17 protein-coding genes are annotated in these 16,479 nt (G+C 40.0%); 16 read left to right on the top strand and 1 reads right to left on the bottom strand.

What is annotated here, in order from left to right:
- The first annotated feature begins 18 nt into the window (after positions 1 to 18).
- The 13 genes from AC503W_RS12130 to fni all read left to right on the top strand — a co-directional run bounded on the left by AC503W_RS12130 (position 19) and on the right by fni (position 12,322).
- Positions 19 to 594, top strand: a complete 576-nt coding sequence (locus AC503W_RS12130; protein ID WP_402869218.1) for a genetic competence negative regulator — start codon at positions 19 to 21, stop codon at positions 592 to 594.
- A 265-nt stretch (positions 595 to 859) separates the two neighbouring features.
- The gene (locus AC503W_RS12125; protein WP_402869216.1) at positions 860 to 2,137 is read left to right on the top strand and encodes a Glu/Leu/Phe/Val family dehydrogenase; all 1,278 of its coding nucleotides are present in this window, start codon (positions 860 to 862) and stop codon (positions 2,135 to 2,137) included.
- 153 nt (positions 2,138 to 2,290) lie between these two features.
- Positions 2,291 to 3,259, top strand: a complete 969-nt coding sequence (locus AC503W_RS12120; RefSeq protein ID WP_402869214.1) for a YpdA family putative bacillithiol disulfide reductase — start codon at positions 2,291 to 2,293, stop codon at positions 3,257 to 3,259.
- A gap of 18 nt (positions 3,260 to 3,277) precedes the next feature.
- Entirely contained in the window at positions 3,278 to 4,243 is a 966-nt protein-coding gene (locus AC503W_RS12115) for an asparaginase (protein WP_403079376.1), read from the top strand.
- Between the two features lie 86 nt (positions 4,244 to 4,329).
- Positions 4,330 to 5,016, top strand: coding sequence for a glutamic-type intramembrane protease PrsW (gene prsW, locus AC503W_RS12110; RefSeq protein WP_402986105.1), 687 nt, complete (start codon positions 4,330 to 4,332; stop codon positions 5,014 to 5,016).
- 121 nt (positions 5,017 to 5,137) lie between these two features.
- The gene (sleB, locus tag AC503W_RS12105) at positions 5,138 to 5,992 is read left to right on the top strand and encodes a spore cortex-lytic enzyme (RefSeq protein ID WP_402869207.1); all 855 of its coding nucleotides are present in this window, start codon (positions 5,138 to 5,140) and stop codon (positions 5,990 to 5,992) included.
- Between the two features lie 14 nt (positions 5,993 to 6,006).
- Complete coding sequence (ypeB, locus tag AC503W_RS12100; RefSeq protein WP_402986101.1) at positions 6,007 to 7,362, top strand: germination protein YpeB; 1,356 nt, start codon at positions 6,007 to 6,009, stop codon at positions 7,360 to 7,362.
- A 182-nt stretch (positions 7,363 to 7,544) separates the two neighbouring features.
- On the top strand, positions 7,545 to 8,204 hold the full coding sequence (locus tag AC503W_RS12095) for a flagellar brake protein (protein ID WP_402869203.1): 660 nt from the start codon (positions 7,545 to 7,547) through the stop codon (positions 8,202 to 8,204).
- A 68-nt stretch (positions 8,205 to 8,272) separates the two neighbouring features.
- Positions 8,273 to 8,458 (top strand): YpfB family protein, encoded by a 186-nt coding sequence (locus tag AC503W_RS12090; RefSeq protein ID WP_402869200.1) that lies wholly within the window; start codon positions 8,273 to 8,275, stop codon positions 8,456 to 8,458.
- A 193-nt stretch (positions 8,459 to 8,651) separates the two neighbouring features.
- A complete protein-coding gene (gene cmk / locus AC503W_RS12085; protein WP_402869198.1) occupies positions 8,652 to 9,326 on the top strand; it encodes a (d)CMP kinase in 675 nt (224 codons plus the stop codon).
- A complete protein-coding gene (locus AC503W_RS12080; protein WP_402956676.1) occupies positions 9,323 to 9,910 on the top strand; it encodes a lysophospholipid acyltransferase family protein in 588 nt (195 codons plus the stop codon). Before cmk ends, AC503W_RS12080 begins: the two co-directional genes overlap by 4 nt.
- A 208-nt stretch (positions 9,911 to 10,118) precedes the next feature.
- Positions 10,119 to 11,255 (top strand): 30S ribosomal protein S1, encoded by a 1,137-nt coding sequence (gene rpsA, locus AC503W_RS12075; RefSeq protein ID WP_402869194.1) that lies wholly within the window; start codon positions 10,119 to 10,121, stop codon positions 11,253 to 11,255.
- Between the two features lie 20 nt (positions 11,256 to 11,275).
- Positions 11,276 to 12,322 (top strand): type 2 isopentenyl-diphosphate Delta-isomerase, encoded by a 1,047-nt coding sequence (fni, locus tag AC503W_RS12070; RefSeq protein WP_427686905.1) that lies wholly within the window; start codon positions 11,276 to 11,278, stop codon positions 12,320 to 12,322.
- Positions 12,323 to 12,381: 59 nt separating this feature from the next.
- Here the strand turns inward: fni and AC503W_RS12065 are convergent, their stop codons facing one another.
- Complete coding sequence (locus tag AC503W_RS12065) at positions 12,382 to 12,513, bottom strand: YpzI family protein (RefSeq protein WP_402869190.1); 132 nt, start codon at positions 12,511 to 12,513, stop codon at positions 12,382 to 12,384.
- Between the two features lie 115 nt (positions 12,514 to 12,628).
- Between AC503W_RS12065 and AC503W_RS12060 the strand changes: the two genes are divergently transcribed.
- The 3 genes from AC503W_RS12060 (at position 12,629) to AC503W_RS12050 (ending at position 16,129) form a co-directional block, all read left to right on the top strand.
- Entirely contained in the window at positions 12,629 to 13,249 is a 621-nt protein-coding gene (locus AC503W_RS12060) for a YphA family membrane protein (protein ID WP_427650631.1), read from the top strand.
- Between the two features lie 500 nt (positions 13,250 to 13,749).
- A complete protein-coding gene (der, locus tag AC503W_RS12055; protein ID WP_402869186.1) occupies positions 13,750 to 15,060 on the top strand; it encodes a ribosome biogenesis GTPase Der in 1,311 nt (436 codons plus the stop codon).
- Between the two features lie 16 nt (positions 15,061 to 15,076).
- On the top strand, positions 15,077 to 16,129 hold the full coding sequence (locus AC503W_RS12050; RefSeq protein WP_402869184.1) for an NAD(P)H-dependent glycerol-3-phosphate dehydrogenase: 1,053 nt from the start codon (positions 15,077 to 15,079) through the stop codon (positions 16,127 to 16,129).
- The last annotated feature ends 350 nt before the right edge of the window (positions 16,130 to 16,479 follow it).

The following is a 16,479-nucleotide window of genomic DNA, read 5'->3' as shown; positions in this document are numbered from 1 at the left end:
ACCAGGGGGCATTTTTTTATGAAACTGGAACGATTAACGAACAATAAGATTAAGATTTTTTTGACCCTCGATGATTTAATTGATAGAGGCATCACAAAAGAAGATATCTTAGGGAATTCCTTGAAAGTGCACAAATTGTTTCAAGATATGGTGGAAGAAGCGTGTGAAGAGCTCAGTTTTAAAATGAGTGGTTCGATTGCCATTGAAATATTTTCCCTACCTGCTCAAGGGTTGATCATTATAGTAACGAAGGATGAAGAAGAATTATTTACTGAGGAAGAAGAATTTCTGGATTTGCAGGTTAAAGTTGATGAATCTCCCCATATTCTTTATGTTTTCCACGATTTTGAAGATGTAATTCAGTTGTGTCATCGTCTGACCCTCCAAGGGATGCTCAATAGTGCCCTTTATTTTTATGAAGGAAAATACTATTTATTGATTGAGGGTGTTAGGGATGCAACTTATGAAACGGTCATCTCCCTTGCAGCCGAATATGGCCATGCTTCGACGCTGACATTATCCCGCATAAATGAATACGGAACCCGCCTAATTGAAAAGGAAGCCATACATGTTTTAATCACGCATTTCATTTAGTAGAAAAGAGGAGACAGGGCAGACACTTCAAATATAGCCGAAAACGGTTTGCCTGGATAACCTCGTTCCTTTTCGGTTTAACCTCTAAGATTAGGGGAAGTATCAAGTATATAAACGTAAATGTTACCGTTTTCATTTTTTGAATATTTCTAACTTTTAAATTCCCATTTTTACTCTTTGCTTTAATATTGCGAAGGTGTATACTAGCACTGAAGAGCACTTATCACTAATAATAATGGATCTAGATTATATAGGGGGTACTATAATGGAATCGGCAAAAGGGAATAGCCATGTGAATGAGGAAGAAAAACATGACGTGCTAAAGTCTACCCAGACAGTAATACATAAAGCACTGGACAAACTGGGGTATCCTGAAGAAGTATTTGAGCTTTTAAAAGAGCCTTTACGATTATTGACGGTGAAAATGCCAATTCGTATGGATGATGGTTCCGTCAAAATTTTCACAGGATATAGGGCACAGCATAATGATTCTGTTGGTCCTACAAAAGGTGGCATTCGTTTTCATCCGAATGTGACGGAACGTGAAGTAAAAGCACTGTCCATTTGGATGAGCTTGAAATGTGGCATTGTTGATCTTCCTTATGGTGGTGGGAAGGGTGGAATTGTATGTGATCCACGTAATATGTCCTTCCGGGAATTGGAGAGACTTAGCCGGGGTTATGTCCGTGCAATCAGCCAAATCGTAGGACCCACAAAGGATATTCCTGCACCAGATGTATTTACTAATTCACAAATCATGGCGTGGATGATGGACGAATATAGCCGTATAGATGAATACAACTCGCCTGGTTTCATTACTGGTAAACCTCTTGTACTAGGTGGATCTCATGGACGTGAATCTGCAACAGCTAAAGGTGTGACCATCTGCATTAATGAAGCGGCTAAGAAACGCGGCATTGATATTAAAGGGGCACGAGTCGTCATACAAGGATTTGGGAATGCAGGTAGTTTCTTAGCGAAATTCATGCATGATGCCGGTGCTAAAGTGATCGGTATATCCGATGCCTATGGTGCACTTCATGACCCAGATGGTTTGGATATTGATTATTTACTTGACCGTCGAGACAGTTTCGGTACGGTTACAAAACTGTTCAAAACGACAATCACTAATCAAGAACTTCTAGAATTGGATTGCGATATTTTGGTTCCAGCCGCCATTGAAAACCAAATCACGGAAGAGAATGCTTCAAACATTAAAGCTTCCATCGTGGTTGAAGCAGCCAATGGCCCGACTACTATAGAAGCTACGCAAATTCTAACGGATCGTGGAATCTTATTGGTTCCTGATGTCTTGGCTTCGGCTGGGGGCGTTACCGTATCTTACTTCGAATGGGTCCAAAACAATCAGGGATATTATTGGTCTGAAGAAGAAGTTGACGAAAAGCTCGAAAAAATACTAGTGAAATCATTCAATAACATTTATGATCTTTCCCAATCCAGACGTGTTGACATGCGATTGGCAGCATATATGGTCGGTGTTAGGAAAATGGCAGAAGCATCTCGCTTCCGTGGATGGATTTAATAATTTAATGATGTATGATTAACTTGTATTGCTAGAGCGTACGAGCATTATCATTGAAAAGATATGTAAAAAATCCTATCATTTAATGATAGGATTTTTTAATAGGAGAAGAATATAACTTAATATTATTGTTGGAAAGGCAGTGCGTGTAAAATGAATGAAGAAGAAGTAATTATAATCGGTGGGGGCCCATGTGGACTGTCAGCTGCTATTGCTCTAAAAGAAGAGGGAATTCAGGCCCTTGTTATAGAAAAAGGAAACGTAGTCGATTCCATTTATCGATATCCTACCCATCAGACCTTTTTCAGTTCCAGTGAAAAGTTAGAAATAGGGGATACGGCATTCATTACCGAAAATCGGAAACCCGTGCGAAATCAGGCACTGGCCTACTATAGGGAAGTTGTCAGGAGAAAAGAATTACGGGTACATAAGTTCGAGAAGGTTGAAGAAGTGAGAAAACAGGATGACGGACGCTTTTTCGTTAAAACATCTAAAGGTAATTATACGGCGTCACGTGTCATCGTAGCTACAGGTTATTATGATCATCCTAATTATATGTGCATTCCGGGCGAAGAGCTTCCTAAAGTGTTCCATTATTTCAAGGAGGGACATCCTTACTTTAACTGTGACGTTACTGTCATTGGTGGTAAAAACTCAAGTGTGGATGCAGCACTGGAATTGGTCAAGGCCGGGGCAAGGGTTACAGTCCTTTATAGAGGATCCGAATTTTCTACAAGTATTAAACCATGGATTCTTCCTGAGTTCGAGTCATTGGTCCGTAATGGTAAAGTCGTGATGGAATTTAACGCCACTGTAGATAAGATTACTGAAGATAGTGTGGCTTATCATGTTGGTGACGTGCAAAAGGTAATTAAAAACGATTTTGTATTTGCCATGACGGGTTACCACCCCGATCATTCATTTTTAGCAGCAATGGGCATTTCGATCGATCAAGAAACAGGAAGACCTACTTATGATGAGAAGACGATGGAGACAAATGTTGAAGGCCTTTATATCGCGGGTGTCCTGGCAGCAGGAAATAATGCCAATGAAATTTTCATTGAAAATGGCAGGTTCCACGGCGGATTAATTGCTCAACATTTAGCTTCAAAGGATATGTAAATAAGGAGCTGGGTAACAATGCAGAAAATATCATTAATCACGACAGGTGGAACGATTGCAAGTAAAGAAACCACGGGCGGCATGTTATCATCAGGCGCTTTGAGTGGAAAAGAGTTGGCATCCCTTTGCGAGCTACCAAAGGAAATTGAAGTTAAACTGGTTGATCTTTTTCAAATACCGAGCATGTCCATGGATTTAGATAGAATGGATGAACTTAAACAAGCAATTCAAGAAGAATTGAAAGATCCGGATGTGGCTGGAATAGTTGTGACCCATGGTACGGATACATTAGAGGAAACGGCTTTCTTCTTGGATCTCACAATTAATGACAATCGCCCGATTGTGGTGACGGGTTCGCAACGGTCTCCGCAAGAAGTTGGAACAGATGTGTATTCCAATTTAAGAAACTCTATCTTAACTGCTGCGAGCCCTCTTCTTGAAAATGTAGGGGTAGTCGTAGTTTTTAACGAAAGGATATATTCGGCAAAGTATGTTAAGAAAGTACATGCTTCCAATTTACAAGGATTCGAATCCTATGGGTATGGGTACTTGGGGATTATTGATAACGAAGTCGTTAGCATCTATCAAAAACCATTATACAGGGAGAGCTTTGAGATTCAACGTAATTTACCGAGAGTTGATATCATCAAATGCCACACCGGCGTCGATGGTATTTATATTAAGGCTTCTGTCGAACATGATGCCAAAGGAATCGTACTCGAGGGGGTTGGTAGAGGTCAAGTAACCCCGCACATGGTGCCTGCCATCCAAGATGCAATCGATAAAGGGGTTACCATCGTCATGACTACAGCTGCCGAGGAGGGGAAGGTATACCCCGCATATGACTATGTAGGTAGTGCTGCAGACTTAAAGCATAGAGGAGTGATTCTAGGCGCGGATTATGACAGTAAAAAAGCGCGTATTAAATTAGCAATCCTTCTGGCGAGTGAAGCAGCTATAGACGGAAAGCACTTTAAATATTGACCAAGTAAAAAAACAGGAAGACTAATTACAGGATTTTATTTTTCTCCATTCCATGGTACGATTAAGGAAAAGAAAAGAGGTCGGCCATGCTGGTCATTTTGTCAGCGGCTATTGCGCCAGGGTTGGCGTTACTCAGCTACTTTTATTTGAAAGATCAATATGATACCGAACCCATTTCGGTGGTCATCAAAACTTTTCTATTCGGTGTATTCCTTGTTCTACCAATTATGTTTATACAATATGTGCTCGAAACGGAACACATTTTAGATACTAATCTCGCCAATGCATTTTTATGGGCAGCCTTGCTTGAAGAATTTTTTAAGTGGTTCATACTTATCTACGTCATTTATCAGCATATTGCCTTCGATGAACCATATGATGGGATCGTTTATGGGGCAGGGGTTTCCCTTGGCTTCGCAACAATGGAAAACATTTTGTACCTGCTAGCGAATGGTGTGGAACATGCTTTCAGTAGAGCGATCCTGCCGGTATCGAGCCATGCCTTGTTCGGCGTAATCATGGGGTATTATTTGGGTAAAGCAAAATTTTCCGCTGATAATAATAGGTTGTACGTATTCCTGGCATTGATTATCCCGATTTTGTTACATGGCATCTATGATTATATTTTAATTTCCCAGAAGTTCTGGATACATTTAATCATGCCCTTTATGGTTTACCTATGGTGGCTGGGAATGAAAAAAGTGAAAAAAGCCCGCTTATTGTCAAAGTTTCATGCAGAAAAGATTTCTCAAAATCATTATCTAAGTAAATAATATTATTTCTTATTTCGGAGTGTTGGCATAATTTGCCCACTCCGTTTTTTATTGCCTTGGAATAAAAGCGCGGGTTAAGAAGAAAATAGAATAACGTTAATTCAAGTAAAGAGGAGTGTTTTTGATGAAAGGAATTTCGTCAACGTGGAAATGGCTCTTGCTACTTTCATGCATAACGATTTGTTTCGGAATTTTCCCGGAAACAAGAACAAATGCCTTTTCGAGTCAAGTTATTCAAAGGGGCGCTGTTGGCGATGATGTAATTGAATTACAGGCACGCTTACAAAACATTGGTTATTATCAAGGGAAAATCGATGGGGCATATGGCTGGGGAACTTATTGGGCACTACGTAATTTCCAAGAAGACTTCGGCCTGCCAATCGACGGTCTTGCAGGGTCAACGACAAAAAAGAAACTTTCAGATGCATCTAATTTCAATAAGGAATTTGTCCATGACCAGATCAATAAAGGAAATGAGTTTACCTATTACGGGGGAGTCGACATTGATAAGCAAGTAAAAGTTAAAGATAAAGAGAATGCCTCAACAAGTAAGGCGAATGACTCTACATCGGATAATAAGTCTACAGGTACCGCTACATCTGCGAACCTTCCAGGAGGATATTCACAGAATGATATCCAACTGATGGCAAATGCCGTATATGGGGAATCCAGAGGCGAACCATATACAGGGCAGGTTGCAGTGGCAGCAGTGATCCTCAATAGGGTGGAGAGCGCTTCGTTCCCAAATACCGTTTCAGGCGTGATTTTTGAGCCTCGTGCGTTCACGGCAGTTGCGGATGGGCAAATTTGGTTGACTCCGAACGAAAGGGCGAAAGAAGCGGTCTTGGATGCGATTAACGGTTGGGACCCAAGCGGTAATGCGGAATATTATTTCAATCCTGAAACAGCAACAAGCAAGTGGATTTGGTCCAGACCACAAATTAAAAAAATCGGAAAGCATATTTTCTGTAAGTAAAGAGGTGATGAATTATGGTTAGGAATATAGTAATTGTCCTGCTTGTTTTAGTCGTTGGAGGAACTGCCTTTTGGGGATACCAAGAACATAAAGAAAAAAATGCTGTATTAATTAATGCCGAAAACACGTATCAGCGGGCCTTTCATGATTTAAGCTATCAGGTGGACCTATTACATGACAAAATTGGGAGTACGCTCGCCATGAATTCACAACATTCTTTAAGTCCAGCCCTTACCGACGTTTGGCGAATCACTTCTGAGGCACAGAGTGATGTTGGGCAGCTGCCACTGACCTTACTTCCTTTTAATAAGACAGAAGAATTTTTATCGAAAATCGCAGACTTCAGTTACCGAACTGCGGTTCGTGATTTGGAAAAGCAGCCGCTGAGCGATAAAGAATACGCGAATTTAAATTCTTTGTATACTCAAGCTGGAGATATTCAAGGTGAGTTAAGAAAAGTGCAATATCTTGTACTTAAAAATAATTTAAGATGGATGGATGTCGAGTTAGCACTAGCGACGGGAAAAGAGAATAATGATAATACAATCATTGATGGGTTTAAAACGGTAGAGAAAAAAGTCGCAGGATATGGTGAAACGAATGAAATGAATCCAACATATATCTCTGCAGAGCAGAAGGACAAAAATTATCAAAATTTAAACGGGAAAGCATTGACGAAAAAAGAGGCTGTCACGGCCGCGCGAGCGTATTCAAATAATCAAAGTGAAAATGTAAAAGTAAATGTTGAAGAAAACGGAAAAGGCTCTGATTATGGATTTTATAGCATAAGTATCCTGGATAAGGAAAAGGATACCGAGGTGAATATGGATATGACCAAAAAGGGTGGTTATCCCATCTGGTATATCAATAATCGGGAGGTGCAAAAAACGAATATTGATTTAAATCAAGCTTACGGTAAAGCATCCGCTTTTCTTAAGAAACATGACTTTAGATCGCTTGAGTTGTTTGAAAGTGTGCAATATGGTCACATAGGTCTGTTTAATTTTGTTTCTACTGTCAATGGAATAAGGGTTTACCCAGACTCGGTCAAGGTAAAAGTGGCTTTGGACGATGGATCCATCATCGGATTTTCTGCAGAAGAATATTTAAAAGCAAATAAGATTAGGGATATTGGTGATGCCACAATTACAGAAAAAGAAGCGAAAGAAAAAATTAATCCGAACGTCAAAATCATGGAGCAGGGAAAGGCTTTAATTATAAATGACATAGGTGAAGAGGTACTTTGTTACGAGTTTCTTGGAACGATTAAGGAAGATACCTACCGAATTTTCATTAATGCTGACAACGGCAGGGAAGAAAAGGTAGAAAAATTGAAAAATGCAGAACCTGTTTATGAAAAGTTAATCTAACATCCACACTAATATCTAAAATAAATATAGGGAAAAGTGCCTAGGTACTTTTCCTTTTTCCATTTCCATGACATAATACAAATAAACTTTTTATGGATTATGTGGAATAAATTAAGGGTTTAATTTCATTAATTCCTTCAGTGGTGATCCTTTTTAAGAATAACGAAGGACGTGTAGACACAATGTTTAAAATAGGCGATATGCTGACGCTAGAGCAAAAATACTCTTCCCAAAAGGAAAAGTTTAAATGTATGGTCGTAGAAATGGAATCTGGTTGCGTTTACGTAGACTACCCCATAAATATCGAGACGGGAAAAGTTGTATTTCTAGTGGATGGAACTCAACTGAACATTTCCTTTACGGATGAGGAACAAGCCGTTTATATTTTTGATTCCGAGGTATTGGGCAAAGTGAAAGGGCAAATCCCGATGATTCAACTAATGGTACCCGAAGTAGAGACGTTTGTGAAAATTCAGAGGAGACAGTATGTCCGTCTTGATGTAACGGTGGATATCGCATTGCATCCCATACAGTATGAGTTTTCCCCATTCCGAGCCCTGACCGAGGACATCAGTGCGGGTGGGGCTTCAATCAGGCTTTTAAAAGGGGTGGATATCGGATCTGTCTCAGAACTATATCTATGGATGGCCCTTACATTAAAGTCAGGGGAAATTCAATACTTGCGGTTGAAAAGTAAAGTGATAAGGGTGACGGAGAAGGACCATGGCAATAGGTTACTTCATATTCAATTTATAGACCCTCCAAGAAATGAGGTTCAAACATTGATGAGGTTCATTTTTGAAAAGCAAGTGGACTTGAAGAAAAAAGGTCTGTATATGTAATTGAGGTGAATGAGAAGTCGGATTTCTTTCCATACTGATTGTATTACCTAGTTTGGAAGGGACAGTTCATGAAAACAATTGAAAGGCTTTTAATTAAAGTGATAATCATCCAACTAATCTGTTTGCTTTTTTTTCAACTTCTTCTAAGTAAGGAAGATCGCATCTTTGAGCTGACAAAGCTTTCAAAGTATGAAGGGGTCAATACAAATAACTATACTAAAATTATTGAAACCTTTAATGGGACATCAAAATAAAAGCGCGGGATTCCCGCCTTTTTCTAGATGAACACGCCTTTAGCAAGGAATCTCGGATAAATACCGATAAGGTGTTTTAAACAGACGTGATTTTCAATTGACACGCCCTTTTATTAATCTTTTTCTCGCTAATTGTGATAAAATGAAGGGGTAGTAAACTATCATCATGATCGTAGGATTCTTGGGAGGATTTATGACAAAAAAATTATCAGTTGCAATCGATGGACCAGCTGCTGCTGGAAAAAGTACGGTTGCAAAAATTGTTGCAGAAAAGTTCAATTACATATATGTAGATACAGGTGCGATGTACCGGTCATTAACTTATAAAGCGTTGAATCACGGGGTTGCCCTGAATGATGAGAACGCTTTATTCAATATGTTGATTGATACCGATATATCTTTAAGACCGAGTGAAGCGGGACAATTGGTGTTTGTGGATAATGAGGATGTTACCGCTCAAATTAGAAACAATGAAGTGACTGGGTCTGTCTCAGAAGTGGCAAAGCACAGAAGCATTCGGGAAGAAATGGTTAGAAGGCAGCAAATGTTTGGTGAAAATGGCGGAGTGGTCATGGACGGCAGAGATATAGGTACCCATGTACTGCCGAATGCCGAGGTTAAGGTATTCCTAATTGCTTCTGTGGATGAAAGGGCTCAGCGAAGACATCAGGAAAATCTACTAAAAGGATTCCCTTCTGATATTGAGATCTTAAAAGAAGAAATTGCAACTAGGGACAAGCTCGACTCCGAGAGAGAAGTTTCCCCTTTGAAAAAGGCAGAGGATGCTGTCGAGATTGACACGACTTCGCTATCCATCCAAGAAGTGGCAGAAAGTATCATGTCATTGATAGAAGAAAGGAAAAGATGACCTTGGATTTTTATACTTTTGGTAAAAACGTCGTAAAAGGCGTTTTAATGCCTGCTTATAGGGTTAAAACGTTAGGGAAGGAAAATATACCTGAAGAGGGAGGGGTGCTGATTTGTGCCAATCACATTGATAATTTGGACCCGCCCGTCGTCGGAATGACGTCTCCTAGGGATATTCACTTCATGGCGAAGGAAGAGTTGTTTCATGCACCTATATTAAAGGGTATATTACCTAGGGTAAACGCTTTTCCCGTAAAGCGGGGAAATAGCGATCGGGAATCACTTAGAAAAGGGCTGAAGCTTTTAAAAGAAGGCAAAGTACTTGGGCTATTTCCCGAAGGTACCAGAAGCAAAACGGGTGAATTGCAAGAAGGATTGGCAGGAGCCGGTTTTTTCGCATTGCGATCCGAAGCTGTGATAATTCCTTGTGCGATAATTGGACCATATAAATTATTGCGCCCTCTAAAGGTCGTTTACGGCCCACCAATTGACTTTACAGAATATCGGGAGAAAAGGATTTCAGCTGATGAAGCGACCAAGATCGTTATGGCGCATATCGGAAAATTGATTTCTGAACATAAATAATCCTTTCCGCTTGACAATTCACTGATTTTGTTAGAATTTATAAATTAGGGGTAATATTCCTTTATAGGAATAAAAAAGGTAATTTGACCTTTTTACTCTAAAAAGAGGCTGGTTTATCTTTATAAAAAGTGTATTTATCCAATCACTTTAAATAAAATATATGGCCGATGAATTTGCTGATCAGTCATGGGTTAAGGAGGAGTTAGTAATGACAGAAGATATGAATCAAGTAGAAGTGAACAATTACAATGTTGGGGATCAAGTTAAAGCAACCGTTTCAAAGGTAGAAGAAAAACAGGTCATTGTCGATGTGGAAAACAGCAAGTCCGGTGGAATCATTCCTATCAGTGAGTTGTCAAGCCTGCATGTCGAAAAAGCATCTGATGCCGTTTCAGAAGGAGACATCTTAGAGCTTGAAGTTATCAAAGTGGAAGAAGAAGCTCTTATTCTATCAAAACGTAAAATTGATGCTCTTAAAGCGTGGGATGACCTAGAAGAAAAATTTGAAAATGGAGTCGTATTTGAAGCAGAAATCAAAGATGTTGTCAAAGGCGGACTTGTTGTAGATCTAGGCGTACGTGGTTTTGTTCCAGCTTCTTTAGTAGAAGACTACTTTGTTGAGGACTTTTCTGATTACAAAAACCGAACTTTAACATTCAAGATTGTCGAACTAGAGAAGGATAAGAACCGTTTGATTCTTTCCCATCGGGCAGTTGTACAGGAGCAAAAGGAAAAGCAGAAAGCTAGTGTTCTTGATGGAATTGAAAGTGGCCAAGTGATTGAGGGAACTGTACAAAGAATAACCGATTTCGGAGCTTTTGTTGATATTGGTGGCGTAGACGGACTTGTTCATATTTCTCAACTGTCTCACCAACATGTCGATAAAGCGTCAGATGTCGTGACTGAAGGCGATAAAGTACAGGTGAAAGTTCTTTCGATTGACCGTGATAACGAGAGAATTTCTTTATCCATAAAGGATACCCTTCCTGGACCATGGGTGGATATCGCTGATAAAGCAGCAAAAGGATCGATACAAGAAGGTGTAGTTAAACGTCTTGTTTCCTTCGGTGCCTTTGTTGAAATCTTTCCCGGAGTGGAAGGATTGGTCCATATTTCACAAATATCTCACAAACATATAGCAACACCGCAGGAAGTCCTGCAAGAGGGTCAGTCGGTCAAAGTGAAGATTTTGGACGTCAATGAAGCGGATCAACGGTTATCATTAAGCATTAAAGAACTGGAAGATCCACAATCTAATTACTCGTCGGATTATGAAATTCCAGCTGAAACAAAAGGGTTCCAGCTTGGTGAAATGATTGGCGATCAATTAAAAAAACTAAAATAAGATAATAATTGGAGAGAGCCTTGGAGAGAGCACAACGAAAATTAGACCATATAAACATTGCATTGAAAACAGGCCAGCAACGTAAATCCGGGTTTGAAGATGTTTCGTTTGTTCACCAAAGCTTACCTGGGATTTCATTGGATAATGTGGATATTACGGTGGAAATTGGCGGACTTACATTAAGTTCGCCAATTTCCATAAATGCCATGACCGGCGGCGGTGGACTGGAAACTGAAAAAATCAATAGGGAACTGGCCATTGCTGCCAGGGAAACTGGAATGGCAATGGCAGTCGGTTCACAAATGGGAGCCATTAAAGATCCAAGTCAGGAAGCTTCATATAAAGTGGTAAGACAAGAGAATCCTAATGGAATCCTCATTGGAAATCTTGGTGGTGAAGCCACTGTTGAACAAGCAAAGCGAGCGAGCGATATGATTGAGGCTGATGCATTCCAGATTCATATCAATGCCATTCAAGAGTTGACCATGCCTGAAGGAGATAGGGATTTTGCAGGTATACTGTCTAGGATAGAAGAAATCAATAAAAATTTAGGAGTTCCACTCATAATAAAAGAAGTAGGGTTTGGCATGAGTAAGGAAACCGTAGAGCAATTGCATTCTGTTGGAGTTTCCATAATAGATGTGGGCGGTTTCGGTGGAACGAATTTTGCTAGGATTGAAAATGAAAGACGCTCCAAAATACTCGGATATTTTAATGAATGGGGTATTCCCACTGCTGCTTCCATAGTAGAAGCGGTAAATGTTTCACCCGCATTGTCAGTCGTGGGTTCAGGCGGTATTCAGAATCCTTTAGAGATTGCCAAAAGCTTAGCTTTAGGAGCAAGAGGAATAGGGATAGCTGGCCATTTCTTGAAGGTGCACAAAGAAAGCGGTTTAGAGCAGCTAATTAGGGAAATAAATTACATACATGACGATTTTAAGATTATTATGACGGCACTTGGTGCTATTAATATTTCCGAGCTTAGAAAGGCAAAGGTCGTGATCTCCGGTGATACCTATCACTGGTTGACTCAAAGAGGGATAGACTGCACTTCCTATGCAAAATGACAATAAAAGAAGCACCATCTATTGTTATCATGACAATAGAGGTGCTCTTTTTTTAGTGGTCAATGGTTTCTATTTCTTGCATCTTCAGGACTTTCCAGCTTGGTTGCCCCTTTTTTATCGAGGGACTGGTCCCGATCCGATTCCAAACGTTTGCTTTCCCTTAATTTCTTTTCTTGGCGGTCTTTGCCCACGAGATTACACCTCCTTTATTGTCAGGCATGCATTTAGTAACTTATCAAAAAAATCGCCATGTTTATTCTTACCATAAATAACCCATAATGTTTCTTAAAAAGGGGAGAAGCTATTATGGATGGAATATTTTTTTATTGGGTTTCATGGATAGTGTGGGTATGTGTCATGTTTTTTATTCCTAAAACCGTTGCCTATCGATTCGATTTCCTTTTCCATCTGTTAGCTATCATGGTCCTTGTGGGATATACCCTTGAGGTATCCTCCTTTACTATGCATATTAGTGGGCTATATCTTTTTCTTATTCTGTGTGTATACATAAGAAAGCGATCTCCCTTGAAAACAATAGAGCTTGTTATAGGAAGTTTGATTGTCACTCTGGCCTATGCAAGTTTTCAGTTGTTCTCTTTACTAGATCCCATTTGGCTATTTATCAAGGCGCCCTATCTTCTTTGCATTTTCCTGAATTATTTGATTCTCTTACTGTTTAAAGACTGGAAATCGCGCATGTCGGTACTGTTGTTAGGAATGACGCTGGGCGATCTTGTGTATTCAGGCCTCCTTCATTTCCATTCGATGACTTACGTGGCGCTATCTTATGCATGGCATGATAATGTAGTCATGGTATTGACGACCAATGCTCTTTGGCGATTGCTCGAGGTCTTATGTGGATATATTTTTGCATCATCACAAGCAAGGGTATTGTCGGAGGAAAGGAAGGAGAACTTTACCCAATAGATAGGATGAAAATTTGTTTAATATAATACTTTTCATAAGGAGTTTTTGCGGGGAATATTGTAGGAGAATGGGCTTTTATGCATACAATCATTGTTGATTAGTGAGAAATTTGGTACTATAGGATAGTTAGAGGTCTGTAGATAAATCGTAAAGTGCTCTAATTATATTAAATGGAAGCTGTTGCCGAAGGTGTTTTTTGGCTGTCTTCATTTTTTCTTGGCTGTTTTTAATCATGTTTAGCAAGCAGCGGATTTGCCATATGTTCTCTTAGGAACAAGGGGATAGGCGGACTCATGCCTGTATATACTTGATACGTTTAACTTGCCAACAGTATAGGTATTTTCTTGTACTGATGGAAGTTTCCTTTATATGATGATCCATACAGCCTTTTCCTTAAAAAGGAATTAATGAAAATCACAGTGCAGATGAAATATTAAAAGAATGCATTCATGAATTTCGTGACTTTGACAGAGATATAGTAGCAGAAAGGGTGAATAGCAATGCCAAAACCGGTAATTGCGATAGTTGGTCGGCCAAACGTTGGTAAATCAACAATCTTTAATAGAATAGTGGGAGAACGTGTTTCAATCGTTGAGGACGTTCCAGGAGTAACAAGAGACAGGATTTATAGTTCAGGTGAATGGTTAACTCATGACTTTAATATCATTGATACAGGTGGAATCGACATCGGTGATGAGCCATTCCTGGAACAAATTCGTTCGCAGGCTGAAATCGCCATTGATGAAGCAGATGTTATCATCTTCATGACGAATGGACGTGAAGGTGTAACTCCAGCAGATGAAGAGGTTGCTAAAATCCTCTATAGATCGAAAAAGCCAGTCGTTCTTGCTGTCAATAAAGTGGACAACCCAGAAATGAGAGATCAAATTTATGATTTCTATGCTCTAGGTTTTGGCGATCCATTCCCAATTTCAGGTTCACATGGACTGGGGCTTGGTGATCTGTTGGATGAAGCCGCTAAACATTTCCCTAAATACGGTGGCCAGGATTATGCTGACGACGTAATCAAATTCAGTCTGATCGGACGCCCAAATGTCGGTAAATCATCCCTAGTGAATGCTTTATTGGGGGAAGAACGTGTTATCGTAAGTGATATCGAAGGTACGACACGTGATGCAATTGATTCACCGTACAAATTCAATGGCAAAGAGTATGTCATCATTGATACGGCAGGTATGAGGAAAAAAGGGAAAGTGTATGAAAGCACAGAGAAATATAGTGTTCTTCGTGCTTTAAGAGCAATTGAACGCTCTGATGTTGTTCTTGTCGTTCTGAATGCGGAGGAAGGCATCCGCGAACAGGACAAGAAAATTGCTGGATATGCTGATGAAGCGGGTAGAGCGGTTATCATCGTGGTCAATAAATGGGATGCCATCGAGAAAGACGAAAAGACGATGAAGGAATTTGAAGAAAAAATCCGGGATAATTTCCAATTCCTTGATTACGCTCCGATTATTTATCTATCTGCCCTAACTAAGAAACGCACGCATACATTGTTGCCGGTCATTGATCGAGCTAGCGAAAACCATGCTATACGCGTTCAAACAAATATCCTGAATGAAGTGGTTATGGATGCAGTGGCCATGAATCCAACACCTACACATAATGGTAACCGTTTGAAAATTTACTATGCGACACAAGTGGCAATCAAGCCGCCTACTTTCGTTGTATTCGTTAATGATCCAGAGTTAATGCATTTCTCATATGAGAGATTTTTAGAAAATCGTATTCGGGATGCCTTTGGATTCGAAGGAACGCCGATACGGATTTTTGGACGCCAAAGAAAATAGAAAGGCGGTATGTACAATGGTGAATGAAAAAGAAAGCATCGCTGTTATTGGTGCCGGTAGCTGGGGAACCGCTCTAGCCATGGTGTTAGCCGATAACCAGCATGAAGTGAGATTATGGGGACATAACCCGAAGCAGATTGATGAAATAAATGTAGAACATACCAATAATAAATATTTGCCAGGCATTGAGCTGCCATTGGGGATTAAGGGCTATTCCTCCATGGAGAAGGCTTTAAGTGGCATTGAAATCGTTATTTTGGCTGTTCCGACTAAAGCCTATCGTGAAGTGCTTGGGCAAATTGAAGCGGTTCACGATATTCCGTTAACGATTGTACATGTGAGTAAAGGTATCGAGCCAGATTCTCTACTTCGTATTTCCGAGATGATTGAAGAAGTCTCTTCGCCGGAATGGCTTAAAGATATAGTGGTCCTTTCTGGGCCAAGCCATGCTGAAGAGGTAAGTAAGCGCCATCCAACAACGGTTGCCGTATCATCTAAAAATATGAAAGCCGCAGAAAAGGTTCAAGACCTTTTTATCAATCATTCTTTCCGTGTCTATACGAACCCGGATTTGGTTGGTGTTGAAATCGGAGGAGCCTTGAAGAACATCATAGCTTTGGCTGCCGGAATAACGGATGGTTTGGGTTATGGGGATAATGCAAAGGCTGCCTTGATTACGCGTGGACTGGCGGAAATTTCTCGACTAGGAGTTGCAATGGGTGCCAATCCCCTTACATTTTCAGGTTTAGCTGGCATCGGCGATTTGATTGTGACATGTACAAGCGTGCACTCTCGGAACTGGAGAGCCGGAAATTTGCTTGGTAAAGGGCAAAACCTAGAAGAAGTATTAGAAAATATGGGTATGGTCGTTGAAGGTGTCAGAACGACTAAAGCAGCCTATCAGCTAGCTCATAAGTATGATGTGAACATGCCAATCACTGAAGCCCTATATCGTGTGTTATTTAATGGGGAAGAAGTGAAGAAGGCTGTTGATCTCTTGATGAACCGTTCAAAAACCAATGAAATGGAAGAACTTTTTAACATATTGGATAATAGACAGGAAAAATAATTCCATGGACTGTAAATCTGTTAAAAGAATTTCATTAAAATGGGCATTTGAGGATGCGAGTTACAAGGTATCAGCATACAATGCAACGAAAGTAAACTAGTAATTTGACCTCGGCACGGGGGATTTAGTCAAATGGCAGAAGATATCTTATTATCTTCTGCTTTTTTTTATGGAGAAATATCCTTCATATGTTCAAGTTTTTCCCCTGTCAGCAGTAAATGTTAACCAAGGGAACTCATCATCACTCGAATCGTGACTCCACAAGAGGGTTTTGGACGCGTGGAAGTGCCATTGTTTCTATTGGGCTATGAAACAATTCAAAACCATGTGTTGGCTTCTTTTCGGCTAAG

The sequence above is a fragment of the Peribacillus suis genome (genome assembly GCF_059384845.1).
Note: the sequence above shows the minus strand (reverse complement) of the source record. Positions and strands in the feature narration are given on the sequence as shown.

Bases quoted from the DNA above. Each gene is read 5' to 3' on its own strand.
- AC503W_RS12130 (WP_402869218.1), top strand. From the start codon at position 19: ATGAAACTGGAACGATTAACGAACAATAAGATTAAGATTTTTTTGACC.
- AC503W_RS12125 (WP_402869216.1), top strand. From the start codon at position 860: ATGGAATCGGCAAAAGGGAATAGCCATGTGAATGAGGAAGAAAAACAT.
- AC503W_RS12120 (WP_402869214.1), top strand. From the start codon at position 2,291: ATGAATGAAGAAGAAGTAATTATAATCGGTGGGGGCCCATGTGGACTG.
- AC503W_RS12115 (WP_403079376.1), top strand. From the start codon at position 3,278: ATGCAGAAAATATCATTAATCACGACAGGTGGAACGATTGCAAGTAAA.
- prsW (WP_402986105.1), top strand. From the start codon at position 4,330: ATGCTGGTCATTTTGTCAGCGGCTATTGCGCCAGGGTTGGCGTTACTC.
- ypeB (WP_402986101.1), top strand. From the start codon at position 6,007: ATGGTTAGGAATATAGTAATTGTCCTGCTTGTTTTAGTCGTTGGAGGA.
- AC503W_RS12095 (WP_402869203.1), top strand. From the start codon at position 7,545: ATGTTTAAAATAGGCGATATGCTGACGCTAGAGCAAAAATACTCTTCC.
- AC503W_RS12090 (WP_402869200.1), top strand. From the start codon at position 8,273: ATGAAAACAATTGAAAGGCTTTTAATTAAAGTGATAATCATCCAACTA.
- cmk (WP_402869198.1), top strand. From the start codon at position 8,652: ATGACAAAAAAATTATCAGTTGCAATCGATGGACCAGCTGCTGCTGGA.
- AC503W_RS12080 (WP_402956676.1), top strand. From the start codon at position 9,323: ATGACCTTGGATTTTTATACTTTTGGTAAAAACGTCGTAAAAGGCGTT.
- rpsA (WP_402869194.1), top strand. From the start codon at position 10,119: ATGACAGAAGATATGAATCAAGTAGAAGTGAACAATTACAATGTTGGG.
- AC503W_RS12060 (WP_427650631.1), top strand. From the start codon at position 12,629: ATGGATGGAATATTTTTTTATTGGGTTTCATGGATAGTGTGGGTATGT.
- der (WP_402869186.1), top strand. From the start codon at position 13,750: ATGCCAAAACCGGTAATTGCGATAGTTGGTCGGCCAAACGTTGGTAAA.
- AC503W_RS12050 (WP_402869184.1), top strand. From the start codon at position 15,077: ATGGTGAATGAAAAAGAAAGCATCGCTGTTATTGGTGCCGGTAGCTGG.